This window comes from Polynucleobacter sp. UK-Gri1-W3 (assembly GCF_018881595.1).
Lineage (GTDB): Bacteria > Pseudomonadota > Gammaproteobacteria > Burkholderiales > Burkholderiaceae > Polynucleobacter.
The window spans coordinates 39,861-63,999 of record NZ_JACVQA010000008.1 but is presented as its reverse complement, the minus strand read 5'-3'; the positions used below and the strand labels follow the sequence as shown (position 1 = coordinate 63,999).

Below are 24,139 nucleotides of genomic sequence, written 5' to 3'. Positions count from 1 at the left end.
CCTTGCATTATTTAGCCTCTTCTTTCCACCAGTTTTGCATGATCCAAGGTTCAGCCTGGTAATACAGCGGAGGTTCTGGGTAGCGCATTTCAGTGCGGAAGGCAATACGATGCGTTGGGTTGTACCACTGGGGAACGACGTAATAACTATTCCAAAGAATCCGATCTAGCGCTCTACATGCTGCACGTAACTCTTCGCGATTCTGTGCTTTCGTAATCTCTTCTATTAAAGCATCTACGACTGGCGACTGTATGCCAATGATGTTGTCCGAGCCCTTTGTTTTGGCTGCTTGACTGCCAAATCGGTCCCACAATTCATTTCCTGGATTTTGTGAATCCGGAAAACGAGTAGTTGTCATGTCAAAGTCATACTCGTCCATACGCTTTTGATACAAAGCAAAGTCACTGGTACGAATATCGAGTTGGATGCCTAACTTTTCCAAATTTCGACCATAAGCAGAAAGAACTCTCAAGAAAAATCCACCGTTCTCCACCATTTCAATTCGAAACGGCTCGCCCTTTTCATTCCGAAGGGCGCCATCACGATACTGCCAACCTGCATGCATTAGCAATTCACGAGCCTGACGGAGATTTTGACGAAGACTGCCCGGCGAGTTCGTTGAAGGTGGTGCAGGCATTGGACCAAAAACGGCATCCGGTACCCACTGTGGATATTTAGCCTTCAATGGTCTAAGCAATTTCAATTCTGCTTCAGTAGGTTTGCGTGGACCATCGTAGTTCGCGCTTAGATCGCTATTTGTAAAGAAGCTATTAATGCGGCCATACTGATCAAAAAATATTTGGCGATTGAGCCATTCAAAATCCAGCGCCAATCCCAATGCTTGGCGAACGCGTGGGTCTTGCAATGTAGGTTTGCGCACATTCATGGCAAAGCCCTGCATGCCAGCGCCATTGTGATTAACAAAGGCCTTCTTTAAAAGTGTACCGTTATCAAATTTAGAGCCCACGTAACCTTTAGCCCAAATCTTAGCTCGATACTCAACTAAAGCATCAAACTCCCCGGCTTTAAAGGCCTCCAGCCTCACAGCATCATCGCTATACAGTTTGTATAAGACGCGATCAAAATTATAAAAGCCCACCCTCACATTCAGGGGCTTGCTAAGTTGATCAACCCAGTACTGCGGATTTTTCTTATAGGTAATCGATTTGCCAGCCTTAAAAGACTCGATTAAGTAAGGGCCACTTCCAATCGGCGCCTCAAAGGCGAGCTTGTCAAAAGCAACCATCGTACCGTCAGGACGCTTTCCCCAGTTACGAGAAAAAATGGGTAAGGTGCCGACCATGATCGGTAATTCAGTATTGTTATTTATAAAGTCGAACCGTACTACTCGATCAGAGATAACAACGGCTTGTTTCACATCTGCAAAAGTCGTTTTGTAACGAGGATGTGCAAGACCGCTCATCAAGGTATCAAAACTATGCTTTACGTCTGCAGCCAAGACTGGACTGCCATCTGAAAACTTTGCTTCCGAGCGAATATGAAATGTGACTGACTTACGGTCTTTAGCAACTTCAATGTCATCCGCCAATAAACCGTAAATACTAGAAACCTCATCTGCACTTCCTTCGGCCAAAGATTCAAACATCAAATCTATCCCAGGTGCAGTCACGCCCCGCAAGGTATACGGATTGAACTTATCAAAACTGGTTCTTTGTCCTGGATTTGGCAAGACCAGGGTTCCACCACGGGGGGCGCTGGGATTGACGTAGTCAAAATGGGCAAAACCCTCGGGATACTTGGGCTTACCGTACTGAGCAATTCCCTGCCCCGCCATAGCTGTATTGGGTCCAAGCCCAGCTAGCAGGGCTAGCAGCAAGAAATAGGCAATTTGTCGAATGAGCTTGAGGGTAGGCATATATGCAACAATTGTAGATAGCTAATCATATTTGAAGTAAAGGACACATCATGGGCTTTCTCACCGGCAAAAAAATCCTCATTACCGGCCTCCTCTCCAACCGCTCCATCGCCTATGGCATTGCCAAGGCCTGTCATCGTGAAGGCGCTGAACTTGCCTTTACGTATGTGGGTGAGCGCTTTAAAGACCGTATTGTTGATTTTGCAAAAGAATTCAATACCGAACTCATTTTTGACTGCGATGTCGGCAGTGATGAGCAAATCAGCGCCCTTTTTAAGGATTTAGCCAAATCCTGGCCTCAGTTTGATGGCTTTGTGCATGCAATTGGCTTTGCTCCACGCGAGGCAATTGCGGGTGATTTCTTGGATGGCCTCTCTCGCGAAGGCTTCAAGATTGCGCATGACATCTCGGCATACAGCTTCCCTGCTATGGCTAAAGAAGCGCTACCAATGTTGCGCGATAAATCTTCGTTGCTCACCTTGACTTATTTGGGCTCCATGAAGAATGTTCCTAACTACAACACCATGGGCCTTGCAAAAGCATCGCTTGAAGCTTCCGTGCGCTACCTCGCTGGCTCCGTAGGCCCTAAAGGTATTCGTGCTAACGGTATCTCTGCTGGCCCAATTAAAACCTTGGCTGCATCTGGTATTAAAGGCTTTAGCAAAATTTTGGAAGCGGTTGAAAAAACTGCTCCTCTTCGTCGCAATGTAACCATTGATGATGTGGGTAACACTGCTGCATTCTTAATGTCTGACTTGGCCAATGGCATTACCGCTGAAATCATTTACGTTGATAACGGCTTTAGCCAAGTTGTTGGCGGAATGGATGAAGTTTGAGTATTCCACTACGCGATGCCCTGAAGTTTTGGGCTAAGCTAGGTTTCATTAGTTTTGGTGGGCCTGCAGGACAGATCGCTGTTCTGCATCAAGAGTTGGTTGAGAAGCGTCGCTGGATTTCTGAGCGGCGCTTTTTACATGCGCTCAACTACTGCATGCTGCTACCGGGGCCAGAGGCCCAACAGCTGGTTACTTATATTGGCTGGCTGATGCACCGTAGTTGGGGTGGCATTCTGGCAGGAACCCTCTTTGTACTACCTTCTTTGTTTATCTTGATTGGCCTATCTTGGATTTACCTTACCTTTGGACAGGTTCCTTGGATTGCTGCTATCTTTTTTGGCATCAAACCTGCAGTGACTGCAATCGTGCTGCATGCTGCAGTTCGCATTGGTAAGCGCACAATTCATAACCAAGCGCTCCAGTGGATTGCGCTTGGATCTTTTCTGGCTATCTTCATTCTTAATCTAGCCTTTCCTATCATCGTTTTGATTGCTGCTGCCATTGGCTACTGGGGAGGCAAACGCTATCCAGAATATTTTCAGCAAGGTATTGGGCATAGCGCTAAAGAAATAAAAGAGTACGGCGCTGCCATTATTGATGATCACACCCCCACACCTGAGCATGCGAAATTTACATACTCAAAGACAGCTCGCCATGGCTTGGTTGCGCTGGCATGCTGGTTGCTTCCAATGGGTGCTTTAGTAGCAATCTTTGGCTGGAAGACTTTGTACGTCGATATCGCGTGGTTCTTTACGAAGGCTGCCTTTCTGACATTTGGTGGCGCCTATGCTGTGCTTCCATATGTGTACCAAGGGGCAGTCGAGCACTTTCATTGGCTCAGCGCTAACCAAATGATTGATGGCTTAGCTCTAGGGGAGACGACACCAGGCCCACTCATCATGGTGGTGGCTTTTGTGGGCTACCTTGCAGGACACATTCAATCTTTGATTGGCAATAGCAATCCATTTTGGTTTGGCGTTATCGGCGCTTGTGTTGCTACCTGGTTTACTTTTTTACCCTCCTTCTTTTTTATCTTGGTAGGTGGTCCACTAATTGAATCAACGCATGGCAAGATCGGATTTACCGCCCCTCTAACAGCCATTACTGCTGCAGTCGTTGGCGTTATTGCTAATCTCGGTCTATTTTTTGCATACCACGTGTTTTTACCAAGGGGCTTTGGTGGCTCGATTTCCTGGGTATCGATCATCATTTGCGCCTTAGCTGGGCTGGCCTTATTTAAGTTTCAAAAGGGTGTTATGTCGGTATTGGGTGGCTCCGCATTAGCTGGATTACTGCTCTATTACATCTCTGTTTTGATGGGGTGAGGTTTTCTACAAGATTGGCATAATGGAACTCATGCGAATCGAACCTCAAACCATTACCCACCTGCAAGAATGGCTTGGTAAAACCGAGTCCCATCAAGACACCGTCACAGCAGCCCCCGTACGCGCACTATCGGCAACATTAGATCGTGATGATGCTACGCCGAGTAAAGGCACTTTTTTACCTGAACTGTGGCACTGGTTGTATTTCTTACCTCATGCTCGCCAATCAGAAATCGGGCCCGACGGTCACCCCAAGCGCGGCGGTTTTCTTCCACCGGTACCATTGCCACGTCGTATGTGGGCAGGTAGTCGTATTGAATGGTTAAAGCCTCTTGCTGTTGGTGATGAGATTGAGCGTATTTCTACGATTGAGTCGGTTACCCACAAAGCGGGTCGCACTGGTGATCTAATTTTCGTATTGGTGAATCACAAGATTTCCAATCAAGATGGTCTTGCGATTATTGAGGAGCATGACATTGTCTATCGCGATGCACCTGGGCCAGATGACAAGCCAGTTGCCCCTACCCCTGCACCCGCTGATGCCAAATGGAGCAAAACCATCACGCCTGATGATGTACTGCTATTTCGCTATTCAGCAGTGACTTTTAATGGCCATCGCATTCATTACGACCGCAAATACGTCACCGAGGTTGAAGGCTACCCCGGTTTAATTGTGCATGGTCCTTTGATTGCAACTCTACTAGTTGATTTAGTACGTCAAAGCATTCCTGGGTGCAAGCTTAAGAGCTTTGAGTTCCGCGCCATTCGCCCCACTTTTGACATCAACATCTTCAAAGTAAATGCTAAGCCAGATTTAGAAAAAGATCCAACAGGAAAAACAATTTCTATTTGGGCACAAGATCACGAAGGCTGGCTGACTATGCAAGCCACCGCTGTCTTAACTTAATGAGACACTTTTAATTTATGACTACTCAACATCTTTCTCGTGAGCTAGCTACTTTTGCAGCCAATTTACAGGCTGCTGATATACCTGCAGATGTAATGAACCGCGCTGAAGACTTATTAGTCGACTGGTTTGGCTCAGCTATTGCAGGTAAGGGCTCCCGCCCAGTGGAGCTCATTACTCAGTTTGCACAAAATATGGGTGGCTTTGGTGACGCACATGCCGGTCCTTCAGAGGTGCTGGTTACTCGTAAAACCTCGAGCCCCTTTTTGGCAGCAATGGCAAATGCTGCAGCATCACATGTTGCAGAGCAAGATGATGTTCACAATGGATCAGTTTTTCATCCGGCAACTGTAGTATTTCCACCAGTATTAGCTTGCGCTCAAGCTATTGGCGCCTCAGGCGAAGATGTATTGGTTGCCGCAGTAGCGGGCTACGAAGTAGGTATTCGGGTAGGTGAATTCTTAGGTCGCTCTCATTACAAAGTCTTTCATACAACCGGTACTGCTGGCAACTTAGCAGCCGCTGCTGCGGTTGGAAGGCTTCTAAAGCTTTCTCCCGAACAAATGCTCAACGCCTTTGGTTCTGCGGGTACACAATCAGCAGGCCTTTGGGAATTTCTGCGCGATGCTGCAGACTCTAAGCAGCTCCATACAGCGCATGCAGCTTCCACTGGATTAATGTCTGCCTATATTGCACAGGCTGGCTTTACAGGTGCGCAGCATATTTTAGAAGGCAAGCAAGGCTTAGCCGCTGGCATGTCAAGCGATAGCGATCCAAGTAAATTAGTTGATCGCTTAGGAAGTCGTTGGGCTTTGGCGGAAACAAGCTTTAAGTATTACGCCTCATGCCGCCATACTCACCCTGCTGCAGATGCTTTGCTGCAAGTGATGCTTTCGAACAAACTTGTACCCAGTGATATTGCTAAAGTGGAAACCTTGGTGCACCAGGGTGCTATTGATGTCTTGGGTCCAGTTACAGACCCTGCTACCGTTCATCAATCCAAGTTCTCCATGGGCACGGTTCTGGCTTTGGTTGCGCACTACCAATTTGCGGGCTTACAAGAATTTGAAGAGCACTTTCATGATGATGAGATCTGCACTTTCCGAGAGCGCGTTTCCATGACACTAGATCCTGAAGTGGATGGCGCCTATCCACAGCGCTGGATTGGCAAAGTCAAAGTTCACTTAACTAATGGGCAAGTTTTAGAGGGACGAGTAGACGAGCCTAAGGGCGACCCAGGCAATACTCTCTCTCGTGCAGAAATTACCGATAAAGCCATGCGCCTAGCCGCCTTTAGCGGAGGAGCTAGCCCTGCAGAGATGAGTAAGGCAATTGATCTCTTGTGGAATATCCGCAAACAAGCCAAGATAGGCTCTCTTCTACCATCGAACTAAGTGCAAACTCAGTACAAACCTATTTATGAACCCACTTGAAACGCCATTAGGCTTTAGTACCAACTTTTTATTTGTTCCCGGCACTCGTCCGGAACGGTTTATGAAAGCCCTCGACAGTGGCGCTAGTGGGGTCGTCTTAGATTTAGAGGATGCGGTCCCAGAAGAAGATAAAGCCGCTGCACGTGATGCTATTCGTGCTGCATGGTCAAGCTTTAGTGCAGAGCAAAAGAAACGTTTGGTGATTCGTACAAACTCACCCGGCAGCAAGTTTTACTCAGCCGATTTAATTTTGGCTCAGGAACTTAATATTGCCTGTCTATTAATCCCCAAGAGCGAATCGCTCGACCAGATTAATGGTGCCGCCCTCATACTACCTAATACCGCAATCATTCCTATGATTGAAACTGCTATTGGCTTGGATCAATTAAAAGGTATTGCAAACTCTAATCAAGTCATTCGACTTGCTTTGGGTAACTTGGATTTGCAAGCAGACCTGGGAATGGTCTGTGACCGCCAAGAAACAGAACTACAAACCGCGCGCTTTCAAATTGTTTTAGCTTCTCGGCTTGCGCAGATTGCCCCTCCTATTGATGGGGTTACACCTTCCACTGATGACGTTGAGCGCATTACTGATGATGCCGAGCGCGCAAAGCGCATGGGTTTCGGCGGAAAACTCTGCATTCACCCAAAGCAAGTAGGTGTCGTCATCAAAGCGTTTACCCCAACAGCAGAGGAGCTGGCTTGGGCTCAACGCGTTATCGAGGCGGATAAAGCATCTAAGGGAGGTGCCGTGAAATTAGATGGCCGCATGATCGATCGACCAGTTGTCCTATTAGCCCAGAGGACTCTCGCAATTACTGGTAAACACTAGGGCAATTCAAGACAAAAAAGTTTTGAAAACTGGCAAAAATGGTCTACATAAAAACAAGTTGGAGACCAAAATGCAAATGAAAAAATTTATATCCTCAGGAATTGCCGCCGCTTTAACGGCTGGTGCATTTCTGAGTACTAGCGCTCTCGCTCAAAAAGATTGGCCAACCAAGTCAATCACCATGGTGATTCCTTTCGCAGCAGGCGGCCCAACTGACACTGTTGCGCGTTTAATTGCAGTCCCAATGGGCCAAGCCCTTGGACAGACCGTCATAGTTGAAAACGTCAACGGGGCTGGTGGCACCATTGCTACAACTAAAGTTGCGCGTGCCGCACCCGATGGCTACACAATCTATTTGCATCATATGGGTATGGCTACTGCTAACGCTCTCTATGACAAACTCCCATACGATCCTTTGCAAAACTTTGAATACATTGGTCAGGTGGCAGACGTTCCAATGGTGCTCTTAGGTAAAAAAGATTTGCCTGCTAACAACTTTAAAGAACTTGAAGCCTATATCAAAGCCAATGGCTCAAAAGTCACTATGGCTAATGCAGGCCCTGGCGCGGTTTCACAACTTTGCGGACTTTTGTTTCAGAGTCGCATGGGTGTCAAGCTAACGAACATCCCTTATAAAGGAACTGGGCCTGCTCTGACTGACTTATTGGGCGGTCAGGTTGACTTGCTTTGCGATCAAACTACTCAAACCATTCCTTACATCAAAGATGGGCGCGTCAAAGCTTTCGGCACAACTACCTTAAAACGTTTGCCTGCTATACCTAACGTACCCACTTTGGATGAACAGGGTCTCAAAGGATTTGAAGTTAAAGTCTGGCATGGCATGTACACACCAAAAGGTGTTCCAAAGCCAATTCTGGATAAGTTGAACGCCGCACTAATAAAGGCACTCAACACTCCCGATGTCAAAAAACGCTTGGAAGATGCCAATATTGACATCGTCTCTCCCGAGAAGATGACGCCTAAGGGTCTAAAAGCACACCTCGAAGCCGAGATCAATAAATGGGGTCCAATCATTCGTAAATCTAATATTGCAGACTAAGCATTGATTACATCAATAAAAAGGCCAGTTCAAGATACTGGCTTTTTTTATTTCTTTAACCTGGTCTAAATAAATATCCAGAGCGTGCCTTGTCGCGACGTTTCCTATAAAGCATCCCAATAAGGGCAATCAAAGCCCAGATTGCCAAGAATGGATCAAGTAGGTAATCCCAAAGGTTCGCTGATTCATGCCAATGCGCTGCCCAAGCAAGGATTGCGATCGCAATAATCCAAACGCCCTTACCCCAATTGGCCACTCCGCAGACCAAAGCGAAAAATAGTACGGCCACTAGTAATGCAAGCGATCCATATCCCCATGAATAAGGGTCAACCATCCCCACGCCCAAGGCAAATGGATAGAAACATAAAGAGATGATGGCAACTGCAAACTTAAAAGCAATCGGTGCAGGTTTATTGGAAGGCAGCAATGAACTCCATAGCAATAGTGTCAGGACAATGCTGAGATCGCCAGTTACACCACGAACATAGGTAACCAAAGGTAAATTCATGCCCAAAGGCCAAAAGAAAATATTACCAATCAAGATCACAAGGAATACTTTAACGAGAAGTGGAATGGTATTTGGAGAAAACTTCTGCAAAACCCAAATACATAGCATCGCACACGTGATAGATAACTCAATTAAGACTAAGGCCTGCATTAGAGAATTCATTATTGCGCCTCCTGACGTGGAGCATCTGCTTGTGATGTTTTCGTTTGTTTTTCCATCTTGTCAAAAGCGTGCTTTAACCAAGCGCCAGAAAAATAACGGTGGCGAATCTTTTTACGGTCCCAGGTATATACCAAATGCGCATCATCACCATCAACTGTTATTAAGTATGGGTATGAGAATTCTCTACGCTGAGCTTCAGGCAAGGCTTCGTCATCCTCTAAGACATCAATGGTTTGCCACTGCCCGGCTTTGGGATCGCTCATCAATAAAACCAAACGATAGCGACCGTTTTCAATATTATTTAAAGCCAAAATACGTGTGCCATTTTTCAGGGCTAAACCTGCTATTGCAGAATTAGGATTGGCTATTGCCAAATCTTCTGACGGCTGCCAACTTTGCCCTGCATTTTGCGTGTGACTTGCTGGTATTTGCTTTGGTAAACCTGTACTACGCGCCTGGCGAAAATAGGCGCTGGCATCCTGTGGGTCATTCACAAAAACGAGCGGCTGAATTGCACTGCGGCCAGAACTCATTCGACGTTTATCGATTACTTGTCCAGCATCTAGCCTTAGGAACTCTCCGAAGCGCCCTATCCACTCATGATAGGCGGGCACTCCCAAGAGTCCATCAGCAAACATGACGCTAGGTGATTTGACAAGGGTACTTAAGTTCAATAATGGAGAGGTGATCAGGCGCTGCGGATTACTCCAGGTCAAACCTTCATCATCAGATGTCATCGCAGAGATTGAACTTCCAGCCCAGCCCCCAATGGATACTGTCACAAAGAACAATTGCAGCCTTCCATCAGATAACCTTGCTGGTACAGGATTACCCAACTTAGCGATATAGCGCGCAAGACCCTTCTGTGCACTAATGCGATCAATTACAACAGTAGGCGCACTCCAGTTAGCAGATTTGGCGTCATATACAGAGCTATAGATCGATACATCTGCAGCACCTTCACGGCTGCCGGCAAACCAAAATGCCCTCACCGCACCATCCTTGAGCGCAATCAAGGATGCTGCATGAACAGAGGCAGCGCCTGTATCTGGCAACCAATTCGATTGCGGCACAGGAATGCTCTCTTTTATTGGGCTTTTGGTCTTGGTTGCGGCAGACTCCTCCACCACTTCATCGACCTGAATAGCTGAAATAGCAAATGGCGCCCAAGCTGGACGACTATCGATATGCAGAAAACCAATCACTGCAGTAAGCAATAAAAAACAAAGGGCAATGACACGACTCATCTACAAACATCCTTAAGGTTTGATGCATCTGGGCTAGAGGCTGGCGTAGCAACTAAATACTCATTTACAAATAAATGCTTGCCGATCTGCCCCAGTAACATCTCTTTAATCTCCTCACTAGAGTGGCGCGCCCTCATTTCCATTCTTTGCCCAACAATCTGACAAGATTCACAGAGTATTGGTTGAACACCCAGAGGCGTATGCACAGCTACCAAAGGATAGGCTGATGTCAGGACTGTAACATCGCCAGCTTCCTTAGCTAAATATCCATGCAGTTTTGCACCTGGCATCAATAACCGATATTCCTCATCTTTGGCACGATAGTCGCAAGGAATCCAAACATCCTTATCTTGTAACTGGGCAACCGTTTCTGCAGAGTAGCGCCCTAAACGGCCTTCTAATGGAGCAAGGCTGCTCGTTAAAGCGCAGTACACGAGAAAACATGCGGCTAATGAAAATGTTTTTGTGAGGTTTCGCTTAAACAAACCAAACAAGACAACTAGCAATCCCGCTGCCATCAGAGCCCAATGACAATAGGAATAGGCCCATGTGCCTGTGGTACCCATGAATTGCGACAGTTGCAGATTGATACCAATCCAAGACAATAGTGATAGCAACAGCAATTGCAAAAGCAATGCAATGCGAAAGCCCCATAAAGGTAATCTCTCCCAATACAGGGCAATCAGCGCTGCAAATGCTGGCATCACGGGCAACAGATATCGACCTGATCTTTGGCTAGGCAAACTGAACACAATAAAGAATGCTGTAATCAACAACAGAAGTAATGCTTCCTCCAAAGTGAGGAATCGACGAGCACGCCAGCACTGCATCAAACTAGAAATCAATACAAAACTAAATAAACCTGCATTAGCTATCGTAGTGACCATCAAGAGCCAAATACTGTCGCCACCCCGCAGCAGATCCATCACATAATTGGATTGACGCGCGGCAAACTTACCGGCATTTTCACCCACTACAAATTCTTTCCAAACGGCCTCTGGATTGGGGTCCAAGGCAAACCACAAGGCAAATACGCCCAAGGCAATTACAGCAATGATGATTAACTTATAAAGATCTCGAATGATGGCCTGTGGCATGCTCCACTGCCGCCAGCGCCAGTAATAGAGCCCCATAGCAAATGTGGCAGGAACGATATAAGCAAAAGATTTTGCAAATAAGGCGAGACCGAAACATATTCCTGCAATCAGCGGAAAAAAGAATTTAGATTCGAATGCGCTCTTGCCCCAATACAAGATTGCTAAAAATGGCAGCGATATCCAAAATACTTCTGGAGGGTCAGCTAAAAATGGCCGTCCATAGCGGTAGGTCGAAAAAAAGGAGAGCCAGACCACTGCTGCCAATATTCCGGTTAGTGTTTTGCCACTAAATCGTCGAACCGCTAAAAATAAGAAAAATGCTGTGAGGCCGGTATACAAAACACTAGGCCAACGTAAATTGCTTAAAGTCCATTTACTTGCCCAGTGGGTACTCGCAATTCCCTGCCAAAAAATGAGTGGGGGCTTTGTATTCTTGATGCCATCCATTTCTGACTGGAGTGGCAACCAGTGACCTGAATCTGCCGTCATCCGCACAATGTGCATATAGGGATACTCGTCACCGTTTTTAGGGGCGAAACGGCTATCCAAACCATAAAGATAGGCAAAAACACCTAAAAGGAGTATGAATATGGCTGAACGATAAGAAAATGTACCTCGCATACCTATAGTTTATAGGGCTTACCGGAAACTAGAATAAAAATGGCGATAAGCGGATTTTCGAATGAGCTTATAAAAAATGTATCTGAAATCAATACCCTATTTCAAGGCCTTCTTGATTAAGATGCTAGCAAAGCAATGTGTAATTTAATACCCAGAAATATTCCGAACGGAGACAGATGTTATGCGAGCAAAGTTTGTAAAAACCGCAGTCTTATTGTCAATTTATATTGGCATAAGTCATTGGAGCGGAAGCGCTCTTGCCCAAAATGCAGATGCAAGCAATTTATACAAACGCAGTCTTGCAGCTACCTGCGCCAATTGCCATGGAACAGATGGAAAAGGTGTGGTTGATGGCGGAATGCCTCTAATCAACAACCTCACTAGCGAACAAATGCTAGCTCAACTGAAGGCATTCAAATCTGGTGCACGCGAAGGCACCATCATGCCCCAATTAGCCAAAGGCTATACAGACGAGCAACTCGAAACCATCGCCAATCAAATTGGCAAGAAACAATAAGGAAGCACATCATGGATCGTAGACACTTTATTGGGAACAGCGCGGCTGCCCTCGGTTTACTCGCGGGCTTCTCAGGTCAAGCTAAGGCAAATTTACAAAAAGCAGAAATCCTCGTGATTGGCGGAGGCTATGGTGGCGCTACTGCAGCCAAATATCTGCGGCTGTTTTCCAATAACACCGCCAACGTGACTTTAATTGAACCAAACCCCACCTTTATTTCTTGCCCACTTTCAAATTTGGTTGTAGGTGGCTCACGTACCTTATCTGAATTGACCAGCTCCTATGACAACCTGAGCAAACGTCACGGGATCAAGATTGTTCAAGATAGCGTGACTAGCATGGATCCAGACAAGAAGACCGTCAAACTTGCCTCAGGTAAAACCTTACGCTATGACAAGGCGATTGTTTCACCTGGCGTTACTTTGATGATGAACAGTATCGAGGGTTTATCTCAAGCCAACAAAGCAGGCGTTACTTTGCAAGCTTGGAAATCTGGTCCTGAAACTACCGCCTTACATAAGCAACTTGCCTCAATGCGCGATGGCGGTACTTTCGCTATCAGCATTCCAGAAGCGCCCTATCGCTGCCCTCCCGGTCCTTATGAGCGCGCATGCCAGGTAGCAAACTATTTAAAACAGAACAAACCAAAATCTAAGGTTCTCATTTTGGATGCCAATCAAGATGTCACATCAAAAGGTGCACTCTTTAAAAAGGTATGGGCAGAGCAGTACCCAGGAATAATTGAGTATCTCCCTAAGCACAATGTCACAGCGGTAGATGCCAAAACAAAAACCATTAAGCTTGAGATCCAAGATGACATTAAGGCAGATGTTTTAAATCTACTTCCCGCCATGAGTGCGGGTGAGATCGCTGTTAAAACTGGCTTAGCCAACTCTAATGGCCGCTGGGTTAGTGTGAATTTTCTAAACTTTGAATCTACTGCACAGAAAGACATTCATGTGCTAGGAGATTCGATCCAAGTGGCCTATGCAATGCCTAAATCAGGTCACATGGCTAACCAACATGCTAAGGTAGCGGCTGCCGCGATTGTGGCAGAACTAAGTAATTGGGAAATAAATCCTGCGCCAGTGCTCACCAATACCTGTTACAGCTTTGTGAATGACCGAGAAGTGGTTCACGTCGCCAGCGTCCATCAGTACATTGCCGCTGAAAAAACCTTCAAACCGGTTCCAGGCTCTGGAGGTGTCTCTCCTGCACCTTCAACGCTGGAGGGAGTCTATGCCTGGGGTTGGGCCCACAACATTTGGGCAGATAGCCTGGGTTGATCAAAGTCAATACTTCCAAAAAAGGGGCCTTAACGCCTCTTTTTTTGTTTACATGGCCTGGTAGATACCTATACTGAGGAAAACTTATTAAAAACGGAGGCTTAATGAACATGACCCCTACTTCACCCAAGGATGCATCTAAATTAGAGGACGCCATTGAAAAATGGACTGTACCCATTGGCAATTTATTTGTATCTTTATTTCATCGAATTGCATTATTTGGCATTGGTGCTGCAACTGTTTGGTCGGCGGCTGTTGCGTTTCTTGGAATGGCGCATAAGGGCTCAGCCTCAATTGAAGACCTACTCCTACTTTTTATCTATTTAGAAATTGGCGCGATGGTTGGCATCTATTTCAAAACCAACCATATGCCTGTCCGTTTTTTGATCTACGTTGCCATCACCGCAGTTACTCGCCTTATTATTGATCTGGTCAATACCAAGCATGAGGCAGACCTACCTATTCTTTACATGGGGTTAACCATTCTGATTCTAGCTCTAGCTAATGCCGTGGTTCGCTACGCGTCGTTTAAGTTCCCGAGCAGAACCGGCGATAGTGAATAAGATTCTATAAGAGGAGCTCTGAGCTCTCACCCCCACCTTTTCCCTCATTAAATTGGTAGGGGTGAATACCCCTATTTAAACAGCTACGTACGTAATCAATACTGGTTCGCAAAGCATAGTAATCACTGGACAGGCCTTTCGAGATTTTGATATTTAACGCCTGATTTTCAAGTACATTAAGTCTCTTCAGATACTCATCGCGCTGTTGATCATTAAAGCCATTTAACAACTCTTGTTCCAATGACTTTAACGAGCCATATAAGCGATTAATTTTGTTTTGCATCCTTTTTCTTCTAAAGCCCGGTAATGCTTGCAAAAGAGGATAGGAAATGATTAAAAACGGTAGAACAATAAACACAATATGGTTCACTAACTCCGCAAGCCAAAATGGCAAGTGAGAAAGTAGAGCTACCATAAAGGGGCTTCTGTTCTTTTCGTATTGAATTGCAATTGGGCTTTCTGGAAGCATTGTATTTTTAAACGATGGGAACTCCCCACGTTCAGCGAAAAAAGTTGCCTTACCATTAATTTCTCTTGCAGCCTCTAGAAATAAAAACTGAATGGCCGGGTGCATGCGATCATCAATCAACAGATTGGTGGTCGTAGCTAATAATTCAATATTCTGACTAGGGAAATTTCGCTTTAAATCAAATGCCCCCTCAGGTACTTTTAAAACGGTGAGGTAAGGTATCAATTTTGTATAAGCGCCAGCCCGCCCAAATGTGGCAATGTTTAGATTGGGATTCTTTAATAGGGTTTGAACATTGTGCGAATAGAAGCTATCGACCATAAAGACACCATCAATCTCGCCCATCTCCAGAGCCTTCACCGCTTTATCCCCGGGAAGATTTACAAAATTAGCCCCAGGCTCAAAGCCTGATAAATTAAGAATGCTTATGGCCTGCGCATGCGTTCCACTACCCTTAATGCCGATGGAAATTTTTTTATTAAGGAAGTACTTAAATTTACTATCGACCCCCTGAAACTCTTTTGGATTTAATTCCGGGCCTCGATAAAAAAACCAGATTGGATCATAAGCAATGACGCCTAGGGAATGAATGCCTGTGACATCTTTAGTTGACACAACCCCTGCCTGAACAAATGCAGCTTGCAAAGGATCATTTCGATCTGATAAGCGATCTATGTTTTCTTGTGCTCCATTTGTAGAAATCAGCTCCAGAGTGATACCTTTTTTCGCAAAGAACTCTGCATACTCTTTGCCAAGCATTTCATTGGAACTACCAGCCGTTCCGGTCGCCATCATGACATGACTTGGGGGAGGCGGATCCGCATAAATTCCGATACCAAACACAAGTACTATCAGGAAAATCAAGACCGGCCAAGTTTCTTGCAAAAACTGGGTGAAATCCGTCCACCCCTCTTGAATACTCTCAGAGAGGCCTAAAAAAGTTTCCTTAATATTTTCTTTAAAACTTGCCATACTCTACCGATCAGCAATTTTGGACAAGGCTAATGATAATAGGCTTATTCTGATTCTTTCAATTAGCCCTTTAACACCCTTAAAACATGATAAATCTTAGAAAATCCCAAGAACGCGGCTATGCTGACCACGGCTGGCTTAAAAGCTTTCACTCATTTTCGTTTGCCGGCTACCACGACCCCCGCTTTATGGGCTGGGGAAACCTCAGGGTGATTAATGAAGATCGTATCGCTGCAGGGATGGGTTTTGGTAAGCACAGTCACCGTAATATGGAAATTATTAGTTACGTACTGTCTGGAGAGTTAGCGCACGAAGATAGCATGGGTAACATCAAAGGAATTCCGCCTGGGGATGTCCAACGCATGAGCGCAGGTAGTGGGGTAACGCATAGCGAGTTCAATCATGCAAAAGATCAAACTACGCATTTTTTGCAAATCTGGATAGAGCCAAATGTTTCGGAGATTGAGCCTGGCTATGAACAACAATCCATCCCTGAAATAGAAAAAGATGGCAAGCTGCGTATCATCGCATCCCCTACCGGAAATGATGGTGCCGTAAAAATTCATGCAGATGCCACGATATATGCTGGACTTTTTAATAAGGGTCAATCATTCGATCTAACATTAGATCCCAATAGAAAATTTTACGTTCACCTTATTCGTGGCTCACTTAATGTGAATGGTCAAGTTTTGGATGGTGGGGATGCCCTCTTATTTCAAAAAGAAGATCGATTGGCAATTTGTAATGGAAAAAACGCTGAGGTCTTGGTTTTTGACCTCAGCGCCTAACCTCCATTTTGATGATCAGGTGATTAATCTAGCTTTATCTTTGCCTTCTCAATCACTACCTTCCATCGACCAATGTCTGAAAAATACAGGTCCGAGAATTGTTGCGTATTCATCGGAGCAATTTGGACCCCAGCCTTTTGAAAGCGGTCCCTCATTTCGGGGGTTTCTAGAATCTTCAAAATAGAGTTATTCAACTCCTTGATGATTGCTTGAGGCGTTTTGGCAGGCACAAATACTCCCTGCCACAAAGCCATCTCGTAACCTTTAACGCCTGCCTCTTGAATTGTTACTAATTCTGGAGCGCCACTAAAACGATTTTTACTAGTGACAGCCAATGCCCTTACCTTATCGCCTTTATATAAAGGGAGGCCTACTGGCATGCCTGCAAAATAAAAGTCGATTTGCCCGCCCATTAAGTCTGTAGCGGCGGGCGAGCCACCCTTATAGGGAATATGAATCGCCTGTAATCCAGTGGTAGCTAAAAATAATTCGCCAGCCATATGATCGGAGTTACCAATACCTGAAGAGCCAAAACTCAATTTACCCGGCTCAGCTTTAAGCATTGCCATTAAATCAGCAACACTCTTGGCTGGTGAGTTGTTATTAACAATCAGGATGTGAGGCGTAGCTGCCACCCCAACGACTGGCAATAAATCTTTTTGACCATTGAATGGAAGCTTTGGATTGGCTGCAATATTAATAGCTAGGCCATTTTGTGCGAACAAGATGGTATAGCCATCAGGAGCACTTTTTGCAACCGCATCTGCGGCCAGACTTCCCGCTGCGCCGCCGCGATTCTCAACAATAATGGGCTGCTTTAAAGCAAGACTGAGATCATTGGCAATCATCCTGCCGACAATATCAGTAGAGCTCCCTGGTGCATAGCCAATCATCATCTTGATGGGTTTATCAGGATAGGCTGCCCATGCTGCCCCCGCAAATACTGAAACAACAGTTGGAATAACTACCGCACTTATTGCTATGTTTTTTATTAGTTTTTTAAACATATGTCTCCTCCAGTAATTTGATATTTTTTAAAACGTTAAAGCAGGGATGCCGCATTCCTGAGCGCAGGTATTCAATGCTTCTAGCAACTCGGGCGACACCGGGATACCCCTTTCACTTCTCTCTGCCATTGTTTTTGCTGCGCCCTCACCAGGCACACGAATTTGTTCAACCCCAGGCAATGTTGACGAATTTTTGAGATCATTGACTAAAGCAATTACTCTGTTAATGAACTCTTCTGTGTTTCCAAACGCACTTGGATCGACCGCAATAATCGTTTGCCCCGTGTTTGTAACCAAGTCGTGATGAACATTGAAATCTATTGTTCCTTTGCCAACTGCCGCATTGTTAAGTGCACCTGCAAGCAAGCCAATCATGACAGCTAAGCCATAACCTTTATATCCACCAATGGGCAATAAAGATCCTTCGGCAGATTTTTTAGGATCCGTTATGGGCTTACCCTGGCGATCAATCATCCAATCGTCAGGAATAGACTCTCCCTTTTGCGCAGCTACTTTTACCTTTCCATAGGCCGCTACAGTAGTTGCAATATCCAAAAGTACTGTAGGCCCATCGCCTGCAGGCACCGCAATGGCAATTGGATTGGTTGATAGCAATAAGTCAATGCCGCCCCATGGCGCCATATGATTTGCATTACCAACTGCCATATAAATTCCGATATAACCCTGATCCGCTAGCTTACGAACATATACTGAAGCTGCTCCTGAATGATTGCCGTAGTGACTGCCAATCCAACATACGCTGTGCTGTTTTACCTTTTCGATGGCAAGATCAACAGCTCTATTCATAACCAAATGCCCTAAGGCATTGTCACCATTAATCAACGCAGTTGCACCCTGCTCGCGCTCAATATGAATATTGGGATGCAAATTAACGCCACCAGCACGGATTCTTTTTAAATAGGCAGGCAAACGGAAAATTCCATGTCCATCCGCACCAGCAAGATCAGACTGCACCATGAGGCTAGCAATGGTGTCTGCATCACTTGCAGAAACCATCTCTGCTTGCAATGCGCTTGAGATAAATCGCTCGGCATCTTTTATCGATAAATAGTTCATTGTGATTTAAGCCTCTGAGCTCGCTTTAAATTCCATGCTGTAAACATATTTATTCTCCGGATGATGCGTTACCGTCACCTCAAATAGCTTATCTTGATCATCAAAATAGCGGCGAATAATGACCAGACACGCAGTGTCAGGCTTGATGCGGAGTTTTTCCGCAATCTCTGGCGACACCTGAGAGGCATATACATCCACCTCAGCCCTCTCGATACGGGCGCCATATTTTTGCTCAATCTGCTCGTACACCATTATCTGGGTGTGTTCTGGGTCTTTTGTCAACGAAGCAAACTGGGGCAATATATAAATATCCGTCCAAGCAATAACCTCCTCTGCCTGTTGACGCTTTCGAATTCCGCTAATGTGATACCAAGAGGATCCGATCGGCGCCCCAACTATCTGACTTAGAGACTTGTCAAGCTCAATAAATTCTTCAACTATATTTTGACGATAGGTATCGCGTGAATAACTCAGGATATCGATTGGAGAGTTATAGCTTTGGGTGAAACGACGTAAGCGCTGTCTAGATACCACTTTTGTAGGCGCGCCTTGATGGCGGTAAATGAGGCCATTAGCCTCCAGTATTTGTAGTGCATGCCGCAACGTATGCCGACTAGACTGAAAATCCCGACAAAGATCCGCCTCGGCAGGCAAAACTGATCCCACGGACCAATCACCGTTATAAATACGTTGCTCTAGTATTTTTGCTAGAGACTTATATAACGGTGATCGCTCACTCAATTTATGAGAGTCCAAACATTTTTTTACCAGCGACTGGCAGACGTGCTTTAAGAATATCGCCAGATAAAGACTCAGTAATGTAGAGATCTTTTCTGTCCACTCCACCAAAACACATATTAGCCAAATGATGGTGATGGGGGTTCTCAGAATAAATCAAGTGGGTTGGCAGCATATTGTTATCAAATCTCCAGATTCCAATACCAAGGTGGCATACCAGCAAGCCATTTTCTGAGTCCATTTCAATACCGTCTGGACCCGCAACACCACCTGTTAACTGTATCGCTACACCTGTCTTGGAAACAGATCCATCAGCCATCAAAGGCAATCTCCAGATTTGCTGAGATCTAGTGGCTGCTACAAATACATGCTTTTCCTGGGTGTTTAAAGTAATGCCGTTTGGGCTCGGTACATTAAGCGCTAAACGATCTAGTTGACCATTGGCACGCAATCTAAATACGCGGCCCGTTGGGTCAGCAATACCGGTCTGACCTTGATCTGTGAAATACAAGTCGCCATTAGAGGCAAAGTGTAGATCGTTCAGGCCTTTAAAGTTTTCGCTATACATTGATCCTAAGATAGTTTCAATTTTTCCAGTCTTTGGATCAAGCGCTAGTAAACCCGCCTTGTAGTCACATATAAAAGCGCGCCCATCTTTATGAAACTTCATGCCGTTTGGCCAACCATCATATTGAGTAATCAGCTCCCACTCGCCCTTGGTGTCGATGCGGAAAATACGGCCAAAGGGAATATCGACGAACCACAAATTGCCTTCACGATCGAATGAAGGCCCCTCTAAAAAGCACTCTACTTCTGCGCCTTGACGATTAGGATCGGACCATCCTGTACGGGATTTTTTGCGAAACTTCTCTGGCATGGTTGAAAACACTTCCGTTTCAATTTTCTCAACGGGCTGGAAAGGGTTGTGCATCGTCATAAAGAGTCACCTGTGGTAAGTTATACGGATAAGTAATTTTTGTTATTAAACAATTAAACCATAAATAATGATAACCTTAAGTCCTTGTTGATCGAAATTTATTTAAGCTGTTTATAACTTAACCAAATAAGTTGAAAAATATGAAATCTGTAGCTGTTATTGGAACCGGAATTATGGGTGCTGGCATTGCAGCTGGATTTATTGCCCAAAACATACCCGTAGTCATATTGGGCAGAACAAAAGACAAATCTGATGCGTGTTTGGATAAAGCAATCAGCCTTGCAAAGAAAATTGGTATGGTTGGAGACAGCGCAACCAAGGATGAAGCTGACATTAAGAAGAAGCAATTCATTGGGATCTTGGAGGATTGGCAAGACTGGGACCAATTCTCCTGGGTCATTGAGACTGTTGCCGAGAACTTAGAACTAAAACAAAAAGTTTTCCAACACCTTGATCAGGTAGTGCCAGCAGAGATTCCTATTGGCAGTAATAGCTCGGGCTTCCCAATCAGCAAAATTGCAGAAGGCCTCGAAACAGCAAACCGCATGATGGGTGCGCACTATTTCATGCCTGCAGAAGTTGTTCCCCTAGTTGAGATTGTCATGGGACAAAAAACCGAACTTAAATATGCGGAGCAAGCTTGCGAGCTTTATAGAGCCATCGAAAAGAAGCCTGTGCTTGTAAAGAAGGATATTCCCGGATTTTTAGCGAACCGTATTCAACACGCCTTGATGAGAGAAGCGCTCTCGCTCGTACAAGAAGGAATTGCTACGCCAGCTGATATTGATGATGCCGTGAGATATAGCTTTGGCTTCCGTTACGCCGCTGTAGGCCCAATGACACAGAAGGAAATTTCAGGCTGGGATGGAATGGCGAATGCCGCAAAGGAAATTTATCCATCGCTTTCCAATATCATTGCACTGCCTCCAAAAGTAGTTCAGCTCATGGCTGATGGAAAAACAGGCATAAAAGCTGGAGAAGGATTTAGGAAGTGGACCCCAGAAGAAATCAAAACTGTTTCCGACTCATACTCCCGTAGACTGAAAGCTGCTTTTGACGTTCTTAATATTGAATGATTGAGAAACCATAAGCGCCCAAGATGGTCACGAGCCCCCTTAATGGAAGATCTCAGACATGAAATACAAATGAACAACATAGGCTTTGAAGTTCTGACCATCAACCCAAAATACCTAGGCGAATATATTAAGCCCGAAGCTGCTAAGTGAGCCCCTATTACTAAAAAATCTAGCGCAATTGCTGAATAATTAAACTATTCAATCGAAAGAAATTTATGATCGAAATCTCTGAAAAAAAACTAGCTGGTCCTATTATTCGCCTGCACCCCAATGACAATATCGTAGTTGCTCGAGTAGATATTGGTATTGGTACCGAAGTTACTAGCGAGAATTTCACAAGCCGCAGTCAGGTTCCTGCAGGCTACAAAATAGCTGCTAAGAAAATTCTCAAAGGTGAGCCAATTCTCAAATACAACGTGACAGTGGGCTTTGCTAATGTCGACATTGAACCAGGCACTATGGTTCATAGTCACAACACTGAGTTTCGTGAGTTTGATCGCGATTACGCTTACGCAAGTGAATATAAGCCAACTGAGCTCTTGCCCGAAGCAGATCGCGCCACTTTCCAAGGTTATGTCAGATCAAATGGCAAAGTAGGTACTCGTAATTTTATTGGGATCCTTTCTACCGTTAACTGCTCAGCAACTGTGGTGAATAAAATTGCTGATTGGTTTACACCTGAACGACTTAAAGATTTTCCCAATGTAGATGGTGTAGTTGCCTTTAGCCATGACATCGGCTGCGGCATGGAAATGAGTGGTGAGCCAATGCAATTGCTCCGCCGTACTATGGCTGGATACGCTCGTCATCCCAACCTAGCAGCTGCTCTGATTGTGGGGCTTGGCTGCGAGCGCAATCAACTCAATGGCCTCATGGAGCAAGAAGATTTGACTGCAGGTACAAATCTACATACCTTCATCATGCAAGAGTCCGGCGGTACACGCAAAACGATTGAGGCAGGTATTGAGGCTGTGAAGGCGCTACTGCCAGAAGCCAATAAAGCGAAGCGAGAAACAGTTTCTGCCAGCCATTTATGTGTTGGTTTGCAATGCGGGGGGTCGGATGGCTTCTCTTCAATTACAGCCAACCCCGCCTTAGGAGCGGCAATCGATATTTTGTCGCGCCATGGTGGCACCGGAATTCTTTCGGAGACCCCAGAGATTTATGGTGTTGAACATACCCTTACCCGCCGCGCAGTAAATCAAGCCGTTGGTGAAAAGCTGATTAAACGAATTCGCTGGTGGAAAGATGAATACTCCGTTGGTAGGGATGTACAAATTAATGGGCAAGTTAGTCCCGGCAATCAAATCGGCGGCTTAGCCAACATCTTTGAAAAATCCTTAGGTTCCTCCATGAAGGGAGGCACTGGCCCCCTGATGGAAGTCTATAGGTACGCCGAGCCCGTAAACACCAAAGGATTCGTGTTCATGGATACCCCTGGATTTGACCCCGTGTCAGCCACTGGTCAAATTGCTGGAGGCGCCAACCTCATCGCCTTCACCACGGGTCGTGGCTCTATGTTTGGCTCCAAGCCCGCACCCTGTATCAAGCTTGCTACTAATACCCCCATGTATCAACGACTTATAGAAGACATGGACATTAACTGTGGCGAAATCCTAGATGGGACTGTTTCTGTTCAAGAGATGGGGCAAAGGATATTTGAGCTCTTCCTAAGAACCGCATCTGGAGAAGCCTCCAAGAGCGAGCTCCTTGGTCTGGGTGACTATGAATTTGTCCCCTGGCAAATTGGGGTCATGAGCTAAGAGAACTGTAGAATTAATCCTATTAGCTCAACCCAGACCGAAACGAAACTGAAACAGGCTTATGAAATTTAGGGATTACTACGAAACACTCGGCGTTGCTCGCGGCGCTACCGAGGCAGAGATTAAATCAGCCTATCGCAAACTGGCTCGTAAATACCATCCAGATGTAAACAAAGAGGCTGGCGCTGAAGAACAGTTCAAGCAAATCGGTGAAGCATATGCTGTTTTAAAAGATACCGAGAAACGTGCAGCCTATGATCGCTTTGGCGAGAACTGGAAAAACGGCCAAGACTTTACCCCTCCCCCAAATTGGAATGAAGGCTTTGAGTATTCTGATGGAGGCTTCGGAGGTAGTCACCCGGGTTATGGCGGCGGTTTTGAGGGAGATCAAAGCGAGTTCTTTGAATCACTATTCGGTAGAGGCAAACATCGCCAAGGTGGACGCGGTGGTAATACACATCAAGGAATGAACTTCAAAGGCCAAGATCATCACGCTAAAATTTTGATTGATCTGGCCGATGCGTATAACGGTGCCAAACGAACGATTGCCCTGCACATGCCTGTGCAAGATGCAAATGGTCATGTCAGCACCCAAGAGCGTAAGTTAGATGTCAGCATTCCCAAGGGTATTAAGGCTGGACAAAACCTCAGACTATCTGGTCAAGGCGGACCGGGCGTTGGTGAAGGTCCTGCTGGCGACCTTTATCTCGAAATTGATTTTCACCCAAACCCTATCTATCGCATCGAAGGCAAGGATGTTTTCATCGATATTCCTTTAGCGCCATGGGAGGCTGCCTTGGGAACAACGGTCAACGTGCCAACTCCAGCGGGAAGCACTCTGGAATTAAAGATCCCAGCAGGAACAGTTGCGGGTCGCAAAATGCGACTCAAAGGCAAAGGCATTCCAAGTGCAGAGGCAGGCGATCTCTATGTTGTGCCCTCTATTGCCCTCCCGCCAGCGGATACAGATGCACATAAAGAAGCTTATCAATCTTTTGAAAAGGCTTTTGATTTCAACCCCCGAACTCATTTGAAGGGATGA

The 24,139-nt window shown here is 45.6% G+C and carries 22 protein-coding genes; 13 read left to right on the top strand and 9 right to left on the bottom strand.

Features of this window, described 5'->3' with window-relative positions; all coding sequences use genetic code 11:
* Nucleotides 1–7: 7 nt before the first annotated feature.
* Entirely contained in the window at nucleotides 8–1,876 is a 1,869-nt protein-coding gene (locus tag ICN36_RS08195) for an extracellular solute-binding protein (RefSeq protein ID WP_216227908.1), read from the bottom strand.
* 50 nt (nucleotides 1,877–1,926) lie between these two features.
* On the opposite strand from ICN36_RS08195, the gene fabI reads away from it, so the two are divergent.
* The 6 genes from fabI (at nucleotide 1,927) to ICN36_RS08165 (ending at nucleotide 8,269) form a co-directional block, all read left to right on the top strand.
* Entirely contained in the window at nucleotides 1,927–2,712 is a 786-nt protein-coding gene (gene fabI, locus ICN36_RS08190; protein ID WP_216227907.1) for an enoyl-ACP reductase FabI, read from the top strand.
* A complete protein-coding gene (gene chrA, locus ICN36_RS08185; protein ID WP_216227906.1) occupies nucleotides 2,709–4,037 on the top strand; it encodes a chromate efflux transporter in 1,329 nt (442 codons plus the stop codon). Before fabI ends, chrA begins: the two co-directional genes overlap by 4 nt.
* Before the next feature lie 22 nt (nucleotides 4,038–4,059).
* Complete coding sequence (locus tag ICN36_RS08180; protein WP_216227905.1) at nucleotides 4,060–4,944, top strand: MaoC family dehydratase N-terminal domain-containing protein; 885 nt, start codon at nucleotides 4,060–4,062, stop codon at nucleotides 4,942–4,944.
* Nucleotides 4,945–4,961: 17 nt separating this feature from the next.
* On the top strand, nucleotides 4,962–6,338 hold the full coding sequence (locus ICN36_RS08175; RefSeq protein WP_216227904.1) for an MmgE/PrpD family protein: 1,377 nt from the start codon (nucleotides 4,962–4,964) through the stop codon (nucleotides 6,336–6,338).
* 25 nt (nucleotides 6,339–6,363) lie between these two features.
* A complete protein-coding gene (locus ICN36_RS08170; RefSeq protein ID WP_216227903.1) occupies nucleotides 6,364–7,209 on the top strand; it encodes a CoA ester lyase in 846 nt (281 codons plus the stop codon).
* Between the two features lie 76 nt (nucleotides 7,210–7,285).
* Nucleotides 7,286–8,269: a tripartite tricarboxylate transporter substrate-binding protein gene (locus tag ICN36_RS08165; protein ID WP_255531300.1), complete on the top strand. Its 984-nt coding sequence runs from the start codon at nucleotides 7,286–7,288 to the stop codon at nucleotides 8,267–8,269.
* Nucleotides 8,270–8,324: 55 nt separating this feature from the next.
* Here ICN36_RS08165 and ICN36_RS08160 read toward each other — a convergent pair whose 3' ends face one another.
* Genes ICN36_RS08160 through ICN36_RS08150 form a run of 3 tightly spaced genes read right to left on the bottom strand, consistent with a single transcriptional unit; the run spans nucleotide 8,325 to nucleotide 11,904 of the window.
* A complete protein-coding gene (locus tag ICN36_RS08160) occupies nucleotides 8,325–8,939 on the bottom strand; it encodes a hypothetical protein (protein ID WP_216227901.1) in 615 nt (204 codons plus the stop codon).
* Nucleotides 8,939–10,186: an exo-alpha-sialidase gene (locus ICN36_RS08155; protein WP_216227900.1), complete on the bottom strand. Its 1,248-nt coding sequence runs from the start codon at nucleotides 10,184–10,186 to the stop codon at nucleotides 8,939–8,941. Before ICN36_RS08155 ends, ICN36_RS08160 begins: the two co-directional genes overlap by 1 nt.
* Nucleotides 10,183–11,904 carry a glycosyltransferase family 39 protein gene (locus tag ICN36_RS08150; RefSeq protein ID WP_216227899.1) on the bottom strand — a complete coding sequence of 574 codons (1,722 nt, stop codon included), beginning with the start codon at nucleotides 11,902–11,904 and terminating at the stop codon, nucleotides 10,183–10,185. Before ICN36_RS08150 ends, ICN36_RS08155 begins: the two co-directional genes overlap by 4 nt.
* A 181-nt stretch (nucleotides 11,905–12,085) precedes the next feature.
* Between ICN36_RS08150 and ICN36_RS08145 the strand changes: the two genes are divergently transcribed.
* From ICN36_RS08145 to ICN36_RS08135, 3 genes are all read left to right on the top strand, one after another.
* Complete coding sequence (locus ICN36_RS08145) at nucleotides 12,086–12,421, top strand: c-type cytochrome (RefSeq protein ID WP_216227898.1); 336 nt, start codon at nucleotides 12,086–12,088, stop codon at nucleotides 12,419–12,421.
* A gap of 11 nt (nucleotides 12,422–12,432) precedes the next feature.
* Nucleotides 12,433–13,707, top strand: coding sequence for an NAD(P)/FAD-dependent oxidoreductase (locus tag ICN36_RS08140; protein ID WP_216227897.1), 1,275 nt, complete (start codon nucleotides 12,433–12,435; stop codon nucleotides 13,705–13,707).
* A gap of 104 nt (nucleotides 13,708–13,811) precedes the next feature.
* On the top strand, nucleotides 13,812–14,270 hold the full coding sequence (locus ICN36_RS08135) for a phosphate-starvation-inducible protein PsiE (RefSeq protein WP_216227896.1): 459 nt from the start codon (nucleotides 13,812–13,814) through the stop codon (nucleotides 14,268–14,270).
* Between the two features lie 4 nt (nucleotides 14,271–14,274).
* Here the strand turns inward: ICN36_RS08135 and ICN36_RS08130 are convergent, their stop codons facing one another.
* Complete coding sequence (locus ICN36_RS08130) at nucleotides 14,275–15,711, bottom strand: TAXI family TRAP transporter solute-binding subunit (protein WP_216227895.1); 1,437 nt, start codon at nucleotides 15,709–15,711, stop codon at nucleotides 14,275–14,277.
* 86 nt (nucleotides 15,712–15,797) lie between these two features.
* On the opposite strand from ICN36_RS08130, the gene ICN36_RS08125 reads away from it, so the two are divergent.
* On the top strand, nucleotides 15,798–16,499 hold the full coding sequence (locus tag ICN36_RS08125) for a pirin family protein (protein WP_216227894.1): 702 nt from the start codon (nucleotides 15,798–15,800) through the stop codon (nucleotides 16,497–16,499).
* Nucleotides 16,500–16,522: 23 nt separating this feature from the next.
* On the opposite strand, the gene ICN36_RS08120 is transcribed toward ICN36_RS08125, so the two are convergent.
* The 4 genes from ICN36_RS08120 to ICN36_RS08105 are packed head-to-tail and all read right to left on the bottom strand — an operon-like array spanning nucleotide 16,523 to nucleotide 20,258.
* Nucleotides 16,523–17,506, bottom strand: a complete 984-nt coding sequence (locus tag ICN36_RS08120; RefSeq protein WP_216227893.1) for a tripartite tricarboxylate transporter substrate binding protein — start codon at nucleotides 17,504–17,506, stop codon at nucleotides 16,523–16,525.
* Between the two features lie 27 nt (nucleotides 17,507–17,533).
* On the bottom strand, nucleotides 17,534–18,583 hold the full coding sequence (locus ICN36_RS08115) for an Ldh family oxidoreductase (protein ID WP_216227892.1): 1,050 nt from the start codon (nucleotides 18,581–18,583) through the stop codon (nucleotides 17,534–17,536).
* A 6-nt stretch (nucleotides 18,584–18,589) separates the two neighbouring features.
* Entirely contained in the window at nucleotides 18,590–19,324 is a 735-nt protein-coding gene (locus tag ICN36_RS08110; protein WP_216227891.1) for a GntR family transcriptional regulator, read from the bottom strand.
* A gap of 1 nt (nucleotide 19,325) precedes the next feature.
* Nucleotides 19,326–20,258, bottom strand: coding sequence for an SMP-30/gluconolactonase/LRE family protein (locus tag ICN36_RS08105; protein WP_255531280.1), 933 nt, complete (start codon nucleotides 20,256–20,258; stop codon nucleotides 19,326–19,328).
* A 140-nt stretch (nucleotides 20,259–20,398) separates the two neighbouring features.
* Between ICN36_RS08105 and ICN36_RS08100 the strand changes: the two genes are divergently transcribed.
* The 3 genes from ICN36_RS08100 to ICN36_RS08090 all read left to right on the top strand — a co-directional run bounded on the left by ICN36_RS08100 (nucleotide 20,399) and on the right by ICN36_RS08090 (nucleotide 24,139).
* Entirely contained in the window at nucleotides 20,399–21,334 is a 936-nt protein-coding gene (locus ICN36_RS08100; RefSeq protein WP_216227890.1) for a 3-hydroxyacyl-CoA dehydrogenase family protein, read from the top strand.
* 215 nt (nucleotides 21,335–21,549) lie between these two features.
* Nucleotides 21,550–23,097 (top strand): UxaA family hydrolase, encoded by a 1,548-nt coding sequence (locus ICN36_RS08095; RefSeq protein WP_216227889.1) that lies wholly within the window; start codon nucleotides 21,550–21,552, stop codon nucleotides 23,095–23,097.
* A 61-nt stretch (nucleotides 23,098–23,158) separates the two neighbouring features.
* The gene (locus ICN36_RS08090; RefSeq protein ID WP_216227888.1) at nucleotides 23,159–24,139 is read left to right on the top strand and encodes a DnaJ C-terminal domain-containing protein; all 981 of its coding nucleotides are present in this window, start codon (nucleotides 23,159–23,161) and stop codon (nucleotides 24,137–24,139) included.

Bases quoted from the DNA above. Each gene is read 5' to 3' on its own strand.
- ICN36_RS08195 (WP_216227908.1), bottom strand. From the start codon at position 1,876: ATGCCTACCCTCAAGCTCATTCGACAAATTGCCTATTTCTTGCTGCTA.
- fabI (WP_216227907.1), top strand. From the start codon at position 1,927: ATGGGCTTTCTCACCGGCAAAAAAATCCTCATTACCGGCCTCCTCTCC.
- ICN36_RS08180 (WP_216227905.1), top strand. From the start codon at position 4,060: ATGGAACTCATGCGAATCGAACCTCAAACCATTACCCACCTGCAAGAA.
- ICN36_RS08175 (WP_216227904.1), top strand. From the start codon at position 4,962: ATGACTACTCAACATCTTTCTCGTGAGCTAGCTACTTTTGCAGCCAAT.
- ICN36_RS08170 (WP_216227903.1), top strand. From the start codon at position 6,364: ATGAACCCACTTGAAACGCCATTAGGCTTTAGTACCAACTTTTTATTT.
- ICN36_RS08165 (WP_255531300.1), top strand. From the start codon at position 7,286: ATGAAAAAATTTATATCCTCAGGAATTGCCGCCGCTTTAACGGCTGGT.
- ICN36_RS08160 (WP_216227901.1), bottom strand. From the start codon at position 8,939: ATGAATTCTCTAATGCAGGCCTTAGTCTTAATTGAGTTATCTATCACG.
- ICN36_RS08155 (WP_216227900.1), bottom strand. From the start codon at position 10,186: ATGAGTCGTGTCATTGCCCTTTGTTTTTTATTGCTTACTGCAGTGATT.
- ICN36_RS08150 (WP_216227899.1), bottom strand. From the start codon at position 11,904: ATGCGAGGTACATTTTCTTATCGTTCAGCCATATTCATACTCCTTTTA.
- ICN36_RS08145 (WP_216227898.1), top strand. From the start codon at position 12,086: ATGCGAGCAAAGTTTGTAAAAACCGCAGTCTTATTGTCAATTTATATT.
- ICN36_RS08140 (WP_216227897.1), top strand. From the start codon at position 12,433: ATGGATCGTAGACACTTTATTGGGAACAGCGCGGCTGCCCTCGGTTTA.
- ICN36_RS08135 (WP_216227896.1), top strand. From the start codon at position 13,812: ATGAACATGACCCCTACTTCACCCAAGGATGCATCTAAATTAGAGGAC.
- ICN36_RS08130 (WP_216227895.1), bottom strand. From the start codon at position 15,711: ATGGCAAGTTTTAAAGAAAATATTAAGGAAACTTTTTTAGGCCTCTCT.
- ICN36_RS08125 (WP_216227894.1), top strand. From the start codon at position 15,798: ATGATAAATCTTAGAAAATCCCAAGAACGCGGCTATGCTGACCACGGC.
- ICN36_RS08120 (WP_216227893.1), bottom strand. From the start codon at position 17,506: ATGTTTAAAAAACTAATAAAAAACATAGCAATAAGTGCGGTAGTTATT.
- ICN36_RS08115 (WP_216227892.1), bottom strand. From the start codon at position 18,583: ATGAACTATTTATCGATAAAAGATGCCGAGCGATTTATCTCAAGCGCA.
- ICN36_RS08105 (WP_255531280.1), bottom strand. From the start codon at position 20,258: ATGACGATGCACAACCCTTTCCAGCCCGTTGAGAAAATTGAAACGGAA.
- ICN36_RS08100 (WP_216227890.1), top strand. From the start codon at position 20,399: ATGAAATCTGTAGCTGTTATTGGAACCGGAATTATGGGTGCTGGCATT.
- ICN36_RS08095 (WP_216227889.1), top strand. From the start codon at position 21,550: ATGATCGAAATCTCTGAAAAAAAACTAGCTGGTCCTATTATTCGCCTG.
- ICN36_RS08090 (WP_216227888.1), top strand. From the start codon at position 23,159: ATGAAATTTAGGGATTACTACGAAACACTCGGCGTTGCTCGCGGCGCT.